A 12928-nucleotide genomic window follows, 5' to 3' on the forward strand; every position below is an offset into this window, starting at 1 on the left:
GAAATCAGTTCTTTTCGTAAGCGCTTTCTGAAAAATCATCCTCCTGCAGTGAATCCTTCCGGCGGTAGACGGAGGGGGAGAGGCCTGTGATTTTTTTGAACTTCTCACGGAAATAATCCACATCGCTGAACCCGACTTCGCTTGCGGCCTGATGGATTTTGCAGCCCTGGTCCAGCAGTTCCTTGGCTCTCCCGATGCGTACATTGTCCAGATAGCTGTTGAAGGAGCTACCCGTACTGCTCTTGAACAGCTTGCCGAGGTACGCACTGCTGTAAGAGAACACATCAGCCAGGGTTTCCAGCTTCAGATTCTCGTCATAATGGCGGTGAATGAGGTCCAGCATCCGCTTCATTAATACATCCATCTCATCGCGGATAATTCCGCCTGCATATTGCTCCAGCAGATCCGTGATATAGCGCTGTAATTGGGGAAGTGAGGTATGCCTGTAGATTTGCTGGATTTGCCCGTCCACCCGGCTCTGCGCCTGGCCCAGCTCCTTGAATTCCAGAGAGAGCTTATTGAAAAGTGCCGAAACCGTCCGGACGTAATAGGATTTCACAGCCATCTCCGATAAGCCTGCGGCACTCATGATATCCCCGGCTTCCTGGATCAGGGAAGGGATCACGGTGAGGTTCCCGGTATCCATGGCAAAATACAGCCGGTCCATCACCGGTGCGAGGCTGCTCTCCGCATCCGGGAGCTTAGCCGGAAGTCCCGTCTTCATCTTCAGCGAGTCCGGACCGATCATCCCCGGCTCATCATAGAAGAAATGATCCTTCATCCGGGCCAGCGCCGATTGATGGGAGACGGAGAGCTCTTCCAGGCTGTCCACCATGTCTCCGGCGGTAATAATACATTCCAGTCCCTCGGCGGCGGATGCTTCGCGGATATTCTGCACGATTAATTTGCGGACCAGCTCCTTCTGGTAAGAGGGCTGCAGCAGCACGCCCAGATAAGAATCCAGCGAGAAGACGATGCCCCAGCTGTTGTTCTCGAAGCTTGCCGTCAGCCTGGCCTTGACGGCGGTGGAAGGGCCGTTATCCGCATGATCCTGGAGCAGCAGCCGGATCAGGACTACCTGATAGGAATCCCAGAGCAGGCCGGATTCCAGTGCCGGGTCCATCAGTGCAGGCGCTGCTGGGTGCAGGCGGCTCTCCATCAGCAGGGACTGGACGAGCATCTCCCGGCTCCATACCTTGACGGCGGCATGATTCCTGCGGTCTATAGTCCGTGCATTCAGCACGTCAGACAGGCTGGACAGATACTGCTGCAGTTCATCTTCATCGACAGGCTTAAGCAGATAGTTATCGATGCCGTAAGACAGCGCACGCTTGGCATAGCTGAAGTCGGCATAGCCGCTCAGGATGATCATATGCATATCCGCCTCATCCTCCCGCAGCTCCCGGATCAGCTCCAGTCCGTCCTTCCCGGGCATGCGGATATCGATAATCATCAGATCCGGGGAATACAGCTCAACCTTATGCCGCGCTTCAATCGCGTTGGCCGCCGTATCTACCACCCGGTAGCCAAGGCTCTCCCAGTCCAGCAGCGTGACAAGTCCTTCACGGATAGACAATTCATCATCAACAATTAATACACTATACATAGGAATCACTCCTTAGGGGGATGGCGAAGCTGATCTGCGTGCCGTATCCGCTCTGACTGGCCAACTTCAAGCCGCATTCCGGGCCATAGGTCAGCTGAAGACGCAGGTGGATATTGCGCATTCCGATATTATTGGTTTCATAATCATCCTTGTTGTCCAGCATTTGCCGGATTTCAGCGATCCGGGCAGCTGAGATCCCTATTCCGTTATCAGATACCTCAACCTTGAGCAGTGCATTCTCGACCCTGATGTCTACTCTGACCATTCCGCCGTCCATCCGGTTTTCCAGTCCGTGAATGACACAGTTCTCTACCAGCGGTTGAATAATCAGCGGCGGTATTTGTACGGCATTCGCTGCCGGATCTACATACAGCTCATAGGCGAGCCGGTCATTATAGCGGAATTTCTGGATGATCAGATAGCAGCTTACGGTCTCCAGCTCACTATGCAGCGCTATTCTCCCATTGCCGACCTCCAGATTCTTGCGCATCATCTTACCCAGCAGCCTTACCACTTGGGAGATGTCGGTCTGGCCCCGGGAATGGGCTTTCATCCGGATCGATTCCAGGGCGTTGAACAGGAAATGAGGGTTGATCTGGCTGGCCATCATCTTGAATTTAATCTCATTCTGCTTCAGCAGGGTGGCGTTCTTCTGGCGGTTCGATTCCTGCACCTCGCTCATCAGATCGTTAATATTCCTTACCATATGATTGAACTGCCTTGCCAGCTGGCCGATCTCATCCTTGCCGTCTATCACCAGCCTCGCCTCCAGATTCCCGGACGCGACCTTGGAGATATGCTTGCTTAAGTGCAGCATGCGTCCAGTGAGCAGCCGTGAGAAGTAGTAGATCAGGATAATTGCCAGAATCAGGGCCGAGATAATAACCATAGACGCCAGTGAGATAATCCGGTTGGGCTCACCCACGATGCTCTCTACCGAGAAGATGGAGATAATCCGCAGGCTGTTCAGGCTGCCCCCGGGATGCCAGTCATCGATCAGCATTTTGGAGGGCTTGCCGTCAATCCTTACATCGGCCGGCCCTTGTCCGGGAAGGGGAGACAGCGGTTTGAAGTCGATGTCCTCCAGCGTCTTGCCCAGCGTATCTGCACGGTTCGAGGCAACAATGTTGTCGTTCTCATCAACGATAATTGTCTCGAAGGTCTCCTGATCCAGAATGGAGTTGAGCCTCTCCGTATTCACATTCACAATCAGCACGCCGGTCGTCCGCTGCTTCAGGAAATCGATCTTGCGGATCAGGCTGAGATAATACTTGCCGTTACGGTTGTCGCGGATATAATTCCAGCAGACCAGCCCTTTCTGGGCAAGGGCGGTCTGATACCAGGATTCCTGCGTTACTGCAGCATCTGCCTGGAGGAACTCCCAGTTGTCCAGCACCGTCGGGTTGTCAATGTACAGCCGGATGCTCGAGATTTCTTTGTATAGCCGGACGAATTCCCGGAAGTCCGGATAGTCCCAATAGGCCTGTACTACGTCGTAGACCGATTCATAACGGTGGTTGGCGGCCTCCTCCAGCCGGCTGTCATTGGACAGCCGGTAAGCGATATCAAGCGGGACATTCAGCATCTCGCCGGTTCTTTTTTTCACCCGGTCTACATTGGCTGTAATCTGCTCCAGTGCGTTATCCAGAGCCATATTCCGCAGTTCACTTGTCAGGAACACCCCCACAATCAGCACCGGAATCAGGACAACACAGCCAAAGGATAGAAAGAGCTTGGTCCTGAGCTTCAGATTGTTCATCAGGGTGATGATACGGGTATACACGAATACAATCCCCTCCGTCAGTCCATAATTGTTAACGCTTACATTAGAGTATATCTGCAAACTGTAAACCAATATATGTAATCTGTTTGGTTTTTATTGTCTTCATTTATGGAATTTGGAGAATTCAGCGGTTCTCCCTGACTGCAGATTCAGTCGGAGGGTGGGAGCGGTAACCACGTTAACGGTCTTCATTCCCTGTGAAGCAGGTTGTAATGGTTAAAAATGAGGTTGTAATCCGCGATTTTTTTTCGCCGGATAGCATGTATTATTGTAGGTGAATTACTATAATTTTGAAATACCACAACGGGTGCAAGGCCTGGCCGGGAGGGGGGAGCAGCGCACAGATTCGAAGATTCATATAGGAATTCCAGTAAAGTGGAGGAAGAGACATACTGTACATTCCGCTTTTCAAGGAGGAACCGCAATGCCGGGAAGAATGAAATCCCCATTCGTGAAAAGGACGCTGCTAAGCGCCGTATTCACTACAGCAGCCTTAAGTTTACTGTGGTTTGCCCAGCCCGCCTTTGCTTATGATCTGTCGAACAGCAATTTTCAGGTCAGTACCGGTACCAACGGCGATATCACCAGCCTGAAGCTGACCGGAGATAACTTCCCCACCAACTATGTCATGAATGCCACCAATGCCCCCAACCAGAATACGGCAGACCACCAGTGGCTCGGAGAGCTGATGTTCACTTACCGGCTGAACAACGGCGCCTGGACCAAAGCTTTAACCAATAAATCAGCCGACGGCCGCACGCAGAGCCAGACCGGCAGTACGGTCAATATCATCTACCAGAATTCCGCAAATGCCGAAGGTATCCGTAATTTCCGGGTGAATGAAAGCTATTCTCTTGTAAGCGATTACTTGCTCTGGCAGATTCAAGTGACCAACACCAGCACACAGACTCTGGAGATCGGTGATTTCGGCCTGCCGCTGCCCTTCAACGAATTCTGGACCGGCGGAGGAAATGAGCAGATTTATGAATCCAGAGTAGTCACCCAATCCTTCATCGGTAATAACAGCTCCTATGTGACTGCACAGCGCCCAAGCGGCATCGGCCCTTCCCTACTGCTGGTGCCGGATGCCACCACCGGCGCAGGCTTCGAGTACATGGATAACTGGCGCATCCAGGATCATGCGGGCAGCAAATGGGCGGGCGATCAGGGCGGCTGGGTGGAAGGCCTCTCGGTCTACTACATCCACTCCAATGTAATCAAGAGTACGGGGCGCGGCTACCTGCCGAACAGCAGCCTGACACTTGCCCCGGGAGCAAGCAAAACCTATGCCTTCAAATTCTTCAAATCAGCCAGTGAGCAGGCCACCAAGGACCGGCTGTACTCGGAAGGGCTGATTGATACCACGGTAGTACCGAGCTTAGTCGTGCCAACTAACCAGACGGCCAAATTCGACCTCCGCACGTCCAAGACTATCACTTCCGTAACTGCGCAGTATCCGTCCGAAACGACGGTGACTTCCCTTGGAACAACGGCAGGGGATCACAAGCTGTACTCCCTGCAGATGAATCATCTGGGCCCTAACAATATCACAGTCAATTATGGCAGCGGAGAAAAGACGACCCTGCAGTTCTACGCCATTGAACCGGTAGATACGGCGCTCCAGCGCCATGCCACCTTCATGGTGAACAATCAGCAGTGGAACGTGCCGGGAGATATCCGGGACAAGGCGTTCGACGACTGGATGATGCAGACTAATACGAAACGCAATAATTTTGCCGGGTACTGGGGCTGGGGGGATGACTGGGGTTATACACATGCCCAATTCCTCGCCGAGAAGAATGTCCAGAAGCCGGTAACCTCAGAGATCACCGCACTCGACCAGTATCTGGAGACCACAATCTGGACGAACCTGATGGCCGGCCATCATACCGATTACCTGGTGCCTGACTTCCTCATGGCCGCGCCGAACACCACACCGACCTACCGGGGGTACGCTTACCCGCATATCTACAATACGTATTTCAGCATGTACAAGATTTCCAAGCTGTACCCCGGCCTGATCACCTATGCACAGCCCAGCAGTACCTATCTGCTGCGGGCATACAACATTATGAAAGCGCTCTATGATGGTCCTGTAGCCTACAACTGGAATACGGGCCTGATGGGAGAGGTGACTACTCCGGAAATCATCAAAGCCCTGCAGACTGAGGGCTATACCGCACAGGCCAACGATATCATTGCGAAAATGAATACCAAATACAACAACTTTGCCAGTACAACCTATCCTTACGGCTCGGAATACAACTATGACAATACCGGCGAAGAAGCCGTGTATATGCTGGCGAAGATGAACAACAACAATACGATTAAGAGTAAAATCAACACCAAAACCCGTGCCGTCCGCGGAAAAATGCCGGTATGGTATTTCTACTCCGATCCGGTAACGATCAACGGGGAGCCCTGGTGGCAGTTCCAATACACCGCAGCGCTTGCCGGAACGGCTATGGATGACTGGGTGCGCAATAATTCCGCCACTCCGGAAGTTGAGCAGCGTTTAACCTATGCCGCCAAGCTCGCGAATCTGACCGCGATTAACTCCGGACAGATCAGCTCTGATCCGGCAGATATCGGGGCCGTATCGTGGACGTATCAGGCGATGAAGGGCAACAACGGCGCACTGGGCCTTGACGGCGGACCGCTGTTCAATGGCTGGCGCGGCATGTCCGGCGAAGCGGATCTCGGCCTGTTCGGCGCGATCAAGCTGCTTAGCTCCGATGTGGCAGTGGACCCGATCTTCGGGCTGTACGGCTACGGCTGCGAGGTTACGGAGAGCGGCGGGAACTACATCGTCACCCCTAAGGACGGCGTATACCAGCGCCTGAATCTGATCACTGAGAAATGGGGCATGAGCCTGGAGCGGGACAAATACACTCTGGCAACCGTCGCTAAGGCGAAGACCAGTGCCAGCTTCACGCTCAGCAATGCAACACCGGGGACCGCACATGTTACGAAGGTGGCCTTTAACGGATTTGCCCCCGGAACTTATAACGTAACGGTGAACAATGTGGCATCCGGCAGCTTCACGGCAGTGAACGGGCAGACTGCAACCGCCAGCCTGAATATCGGCACGGGGTCTTCCTATGAGGTGAAGATCCAGCAGGGAACTGCCACCCCGGTCTCCTCCATCGTTGTCAACTACAACATGAACCAGTCCTCTGGAACAACGGTTACGGATTCCTCTTACGGCTTGAACCATGCGGCACTGACCGGAACCTCCACCTGGGTTACCGGCCGCACAGGTGCAGGCAATGCGCTGAACCTAAGCGGAACCAGCGCTTATGCCTCACTGCCGGCAGGCGTGGTCAGCCAGCTGAACGACTTTACGATCTCCGCCTGGGTCAAGATTACGGCTAATAGTGACTGGGCGCGAATCTTTGATTTCGGCACAGGAACAACCGCTAATATGTTCCTGGCGCCCCAGATTGGCGGCGGGGGGATGCGCTTTGCCATCACCACCGGCGGCAACAGCACCGAGCAGCAGCTTACAGCAACTGCACCGCTGGCCACCGGAGCATGGAAGCATGTCGTTGTGAGCCTGTCCGGCACGACAGGCCGTCTCTACCTGGACGGCGTACAGGTTGCCGTCAATACAAGCATGACACTGAAGCCTTCCAGCCTGGGCAATACCACGCAGAATTATATCGGCAGATCACAATACGGTGATCCTAATCTGAACGGCGCTGTCGATGATTTCATCATCTTCAACCGTGCCCTCAGTGCTTCCGAGATTACCGCACTCTTCGGAGGGACGATGCCTGCGCTGTCGGCTTCCGCTTCCCTGGAGGAACTGGATGCGCTGCAGCCGGATTCCGGGCTTGCCCTGCCGCCGCTTGACGAAGCGGATGGACAGCAGCAGGACGGCGAAGTCACTCCGCTGCCGGATAGCAGTGCTCCTGATCCAGGTGCACCTGAGGTTCCTGTGACACCTGAAGCACCGGTAACACCTGAAGTGCCTGTAAGCTGATCTACGGAAGTCTTCCAGGAGAAACGCACATCGCAAAGAGGGAGAACCCTTGAGATAGGGGACTCCCTCTTTGGTGTTTATGAGGCGGACTGAACGGCTGTCCTGGAATGGGGCCGTCTGTGCACGCTCAGCGTTTCCGGATAAACCTGCTGCGGAAGTCTGACGGTGACAGGCCTTCCTTCTTGGAGAAGCAGGAAGAGAAATGGGAGACATGATGGAAGCCGACCTCCTCGGCAATCCGGGTCACAGACCAGGAGGTCTGCAGCAGCAGACGTTTCGATTGCTCGACCCGGTAGTTCTGGAGATAAGCCATAGGCGTCATGCCGTAGGCTTTCAGCATGCTTTTGGCCAGATAGTTGGAGTGGTAATTCAATTCCTTCTGCAGCAGCGGATTGTTGATATCCTGGGTATAGTTGCGGCGGATATAGAGCTCAATGCGTTCGGCAAGCTGGATGGCGGTAGCATCAGAGGGGGAGGCGAGGTCACGGTCCAGATGCTGGAGGAAGGACTGAAAGGAAGCCTGGCGCTTCCAGTTCCGCAGGGACTGCGGCTCATGCTCCTGCTCGAAGAACAGGTTCAGCACCTCCATTGCCTTGGCTGTAATCTTCATATGCTTGGGGATGTAAATGGAACAGACATCGGCATGATTGAGGTAGGCCTTCTGCTTATGGCTCTCAATTAAGGCACTCTGGTTGTCGAGACATTCATCCATGCTCTCACATTCCTTCCAGCTGCCAAAGGTCTGGAAATGTATCCAGATAATCTTCGTATCCCCGGTGCAGGGAGCGCTGCCGTAATGATGCCCGTCCGGACGGAGAATGAGGATCTCGCCTTCCTTCAGCTGCCACTCCTTCCCGTCCTCAACGACCGGCAGGGTTCCCTTCAGCACAACAATCAAATCGAATACCCCGATGCAGTTGCGGTCGATGTGATAATCACCAGCCGTATAAGTGGCGTGTCCGCAATCTATGAAGTAAGGAATCGGCGGGGAAATGAAATGGAGTATCGGTGAGAGCATTTGATAAGCCTCCAGTAGGTTGAAATGATGAAAAATAAGGTTGGAAATCCTCGTTTTTTCTCATGATACAACATGTATTATTATTAATAAAGCGCTTTCTTTAAAGTTGGAAAGATGAAAGGAAAGGGCTCGGCAATAATTGATGAATCCTGAGAGGGGCGTTCCATATAATGAATGAAATCACTACAGCCGCATCCGGCAAGGTTCAGATCCAAGATGTGTTCTGGTCCGAATATATCCGTCTGGTCCGCGAAGTTATGGTTCCTTATCAGTGGGAAGCGCTGAATGACCGTATTGAGGGGGCTGTTCCCAGCCATGCGATCCGCAATTTCAAGATTGCTGCCGGACGGGAGGAGGGCGGGTTCAACGGAATGGTCTTTCAGGACAGCGATGTCGGCAAATGGCTCGAAGCGGTTGCTTATCTGCTGGAGACCCGGCGGGATTCCGCGCTTGAGGACATTGCCGATGAGGTGATTGAACTCCTGATTGCCGCCCAGCGGGCTGATGGCTATCTGAACACCTACTTTCTGCTGAAGGAACCGGGGCAGGAATGGAGCAATCTGGCGGAATGCCATGAATTATATTGCGCCGGACATCTGATTGAAGCGGCAACAGCTTACTACCGGGCTACGGGGAAAAGAAAGCTGCTGGATGCGGTCAGCCGCTATGCCGATTACATAGCTTCCGTATTCGGAACCGGACCCGGCAAGCTGCACGGGTATGACGGGCATCAGGAGATCGAGCTGGCACTCGTGAAATTATTCCATGCTACAGGGGATAAGAAGTATCTGGAGCTGGGGCGTTATTTCCTGGAGCAGCGGGGGCAGCAGCCATCTTATTTCGAAGAGGAATGGGAGCGGCGCGGCCGTACCTTGCATTTCCCGGAACTCGACATGGTGCATGATCCCCTCTACAACCAATCCCATGTTCCGGTCAGGGAGCAGGCCACTGCAGAGGGACATGCGGTCCGCCTGGTCTATATGTGTACGGCGATGGCTGATATCGCCCTAGAGACGAAGGACGCGGGACTGCTTGCCGCCTGCCGGAAGCTGTGGGATAACATTGTGAATAGAAGGATGTATATTACGGGCGGCATCGGGTCCATGGAACAAGGGGAATCCTTTACGGCCGATTATGATTTACCGCCTGATCTGGCTTATGCCGAGACCTGTGCATCTGTAGGGCTGATCTTTTTTGCCCGGCGTATGCTGGCCCTGGATCATCACCGCAAATATGCGGATGTGCTGGAGAGAGCCCTCTACAATACCGTAATCAGCGGCATGTCGCTGGATGGGACCAAGTTCTTCTATGTGAATCCGCTGGAGGTGTACCCGGAGGTCCTGGGCAAGAACAAGAATTATAAGCATATACAAGCAGAGCGCCAGGGCTGGTTCACCTGCGCCTGCTGCCCGCCCAATGTCGCGCGTCTGCTGGCTTCGCTGGGAGATTACATGTATTCTGCGCAAGGGGATACCTTATACGTGGAGCTCTATATCGGCGGGCAGCTGGAAACGGTGGTGAACGGGCTGCCGTTAAGGCTCGAACAGCATTCCAGTTACGTCACGGATGGCAAGGTCCGCTTTGTGGTCGATCCGGAGCAGGAGCGTGAATTCACCATCGCCCTGCGCATGCCGGATTGGAGTAATGAGGCGATAGTATCCATACAAGGCCAGGCCCGTACATACAGCGGCGGAAGTGCTGACGGGTATATTCATCTCACCCGCAGCTGGGCGCCTGGCGATGACCTTGAGGTGTGCTTCGCGATGCCTGTGCGCCGGATGAAGGGGCATCCGCATATCCGCCAGATTTTCTCCAAAGTCGCACTCCAGCGCGGTCCGTTCGTCTATTGTCTGGAGGAGGCAGATAACGGAAAGCGGCTGTACCAGCTGCGCCTGCCTGCCGGGCAAGCCTATACTCTTGCCGAAGAACCGGGATTTCCGGAGGGCATTCAGACGCTGAGCTTCCCGGGGATCAGGGCACAGCCGGAAGGAGAGTGGCCAGCGGAGGGATTGTACAGGTGCGGAGCATCCTGGACTGGCCGGGAAGTGCAGCTGAAATTCATCCCTTACTTTGCCTGGGCCAACCGCGGAGCTGGTGAAATGTCCGTCTGGATTGAGGAGGAAGCTGGCAGATAAGTGGATATAATATTCCTGCTGCTGTAGAACAGAATTTAACCGGTGTAGCTTAATAGAGTAACCAGAGTAACCAGAGTAATCAGAGTAATCAGAGGTGTCCTCCGAGCCGTTGCATGGCTGGCCGGGGCATCTCTTTTTGTGTATGGCGCCCGTCACACTCCGGCGGTCCATCAGCGGTAGTATCTATGCGGACTGGATAGCCGTTATTTTAACAGATCAAGCCTCTCAGCGGGCTATGCGGACTCAGATGCACTTATCGGACCCGGCTTCCCTCATTTTAAGCCCGAGAGAGCAATATAACGGCTCCTGAGTCCGCGACAGGCAGTGAAACAGGTTTTTCCGCGAAATAAGGTAATCTGAGTCCGGATAGCTCTGCGGGAGGACGCGTTCGTTTGCGCTCAGCAGGCTAATCTACTCCTCATGAATATTATTTTAAATTTACAAATATGAATTTTTATTAGATAATATAACGAAACGTATCGTATCGTTTATTCATAGGCAATAACAGCGATTCAGGGGGGTGAACCATTGAACAAGGACATACACATAAATGTGAAGCACAAAGAAGCCCGCAGCAAACAGGGGATTCTGGAGGCGACAATTGAGATGCTCGCTGCAAACAATTATTCCTCTTTAACTATTGAGGCAGTGGCGTCACAGGCCGGAGTAGGCAAATCAACCATTTACAGATGGTGGAACAATAAAGCGCGTCTTGTACTGGATGCGTTTCTTATGACCGCGGAATCCGAGTTTGATTTTGACGCCGATAAACCGGTTCAGGATAACTTCAGGCAGCAGCTTGAAGCTTTGGCGCGTATTCTGAACAGCCCGATCGGGAAGTCCACCTTAACCATCGTTACGGAGAATGATGGGATTGCCAAAGATTTTTACACCCTATTCTTAATCACCAAGCGAAATACAGCCAAACAAGCGCTTCAGGCAGCCATCGATAAAGGTGAAGTGAAGTCGGCGCTTAACCTGGATGTCGTCCTGGATCTGCTCTATGGTCCTATTTACTTTCAGATTCTGATCTATAAAAAAATCCCGGATGAGGATTACATCAACGATCTGTTGATCCATGTGATGAATGGAATCGCTGCTGCTGCGGCAAATTAAAAATATTATTAAACCGGGGGAACTCTACTTCATGAATCAGACGATAAGCAAGCAGAGCGGCAATTCAAGCTACTCTTTAATGACGGTCATTTTATTCTGGTGCGGATTAGTCATCTTAACCAGCATGTACATCACAATTCCTTTGGCCGATGTATTTACGCAGGCCTTTCAGATCAGCCCGGGTGAGGCCGCCTGGATCGGAAGCTCGTTCTCACTCTGTTATGCGCTGGGCTGTCTGCTCTACGGGCCGTTCTCTGACAGATACGGACGTAAAATATTCCTGGCGGCAAGTATTATCGGGTTAACTTTAGTCACCGTTGCGATCGGATTTGTGGATAGCTTCTACGGGCTTATTGTCCTCAGAGGGGTTCAGGGGCTTATTGCTGCTGCATTCGCGCCGATTTCACTCGTGTATGCCGGGGAAATGTTTCCTCCCCATAAAAGACTTACAGCTCTCGGTTTCATAAGCTCCGGGCTGCTGATGGCAGGGATCGTAGGCCAGGTGTTCAGCGGGCTGGTTAACGAATATTGGGGCTGGCACGAAATTTTCTTCATTCTCGGAGGGGTGTACGGGATTACGGCAGTCATTGTCATTCGTTTTCTCCCGAAGGATGAATTGCACCGCCCGAAAGAAAATGTGCTGCTAAAGTTCAAGCAGATGGCCGGGCTGCTCAAACAAACACAGCTGCTGCTGGCTTTTGCCATAACTTTTGTGCTGTTGTTATCCTTGGTCGGGATGTATACCGTATTAGGAAGTTACCTAAGCTCAGCCAAGTTTGGACTCTCCGCACAGGCAATCCTTTCGATTCGTGCAGCGGGCATCGCCGGAATGCTGTTGTCACCCTTCTCGGGAAGAATTGCCGGGCGGCTGGGGATGGCTGCTGTTCTGCGGGGCGGATTAGCTCTAGCTTCAGCAGGGCTGCTTGCCTTAGGCTTAAACCCGGGCCTGCCGGTTATTATCCTGATGAGTGTTATTTTTGTGGCGGGGATTGCCCTGGTAACTCCCGTGGTCATTTCCATCGTCAGCCAGCTGGGCGGGAGTGCGCGCGGATCGGCAATTTCATTCAACGCCTTTATTCTGTTCTTAGGCGCCAGCACAGGACCCCTGTTAGCCCTGAAATTATTAAAGACGGAGAACTACCCGCTTTCCTTCGGGATGTTGGGGTCAATTATTTTCCTGGGATTCCTGGTTTCTCTTCTATTAAAACTGCCATCCAGAAGGCCTGTCACAAGTGAACAGGTGTCTGCTGTCCCGGCAGAATAACAGTTACTGTGCGAAGGCATG

At 53.1% G+C, this 12928-nt stretch carries 7 protein-coding genes; 4 read left to right on the forward strand and 3 right to left on the reverse strand.

Annotated features, from left to right (window positions below):
• Positions 1-4: 4 nt before the first annotated feature.
• On the reverse strand, positions 5-1606 hold the full coding sequence (locus tag NSQ73_RS08280) for a response regulator transcription factor (protein ID WP_340986092.1): 1602 nt from the start codon (positions 1604-1606) through the stop codon (positions 5-7).
• A complete protein-coding gene (locus tag NSQ73_RS08285) occupies positions 1599-3389 on the reverse strand; it encodes a cache domain-containing sensor histidine kinase (protein ID WP_340986093.1) in 1791 nt (596 codons plus the stop codon). The genes NSQ73_RS08280 and NSQ73_RS08285 overlap by 8 nt, the downstream gene beginning before the upstream one ends.
• A 424-nt stretch (positions 3390-3813) precedes the next feature.
• Here NSQ73_RS08285 and NSQ73_RS08290 point away from each other — a divergent pair, with 424 nt between their 5' ends.
• The gene (locus NSQ73_RS08290; RefSeq protein WP_340986094.1) at positions 3814-7374 is read left to right on the forward strand and encodes a DUF5695 domain-containing protein; all 3561 of its coding nucleotides are present in this window, start codon (positions 3814-3816) and stop codon (positions 7372-7374) included.
• 127 nt (positions 7375-7501) lie between these two features.
• Here the strand turns inward: NSQ73_RS08290 and NSQ73_RS08295 are convergent, their stop codons facing one another.
• Positions 7502-8392: an AraC family transcriptional regulator gene (locus tag NSQ73_RS08295; protein ID WP_076244642.1), complete on the reverse strand. Its 891-nt coding sequence runs from the start codon at positions 8390-8392 to the stop codon at positions 7502-7504.
• Between the two features lie 170 nt (positions 8393-8562).
• Between NSQ73_RS08295 and NSQ73_RS08300 the strand changes: the two genes are divergently transcribed.
• The 3 genes from NSQ73_RS08300 (at position 8563) to NSQ73_RS08310 (ending at position 12907) form a co-directional block, all read left to right on the forward strand.
• Complete coding sequence (locus NSQ73_RS08300) at positions 8563-10527, forward strand: glycoside hydrolase family 127 protein (protein WP_340986096.1); 1965 nt, start codon at positions 8563-8565, stop codon at positions 10525-10527.
• Between the two features lie 528 nt (positions 10528-11055).
• Positions 11056-11643 carry a TetR/AcrR family transcriptional regulator gene (locus NSQ73_RS08305; protein WP_340986097.1) on the forward strand — a complete coding sequence of 196 codons (588 nt, stop codon included), beginning with the start codon at positions 11056-11058 and terminating at the stop codon, positions 11641-11643.
• A gap of 31 nt (positions 11644-11674) precedes the next feature.
• Positions 11675-12907, forward strand: coding sequence for an MFS transporter (locus tag NSQ73_RS08310; protein ID WP_340986098.1), 1233 nt, complete (start codon positions 11675-11677; stop codon positions 12905-12907).
• The last annotated feature ends 21 nt before the right edge of the window (positions 12908-12928 follow it).

This window comes from Paenibacillus sp. FSL R10-2736 (assembly GCF_038000245.1).
GTDB classification, from domain to species: Bacteria; Bacillota; Bacilli; order Paenibacillales; family Paenibacillaceae; genus Paenibacillus_AQ; species Paenibacillus_AQ phytohabitans.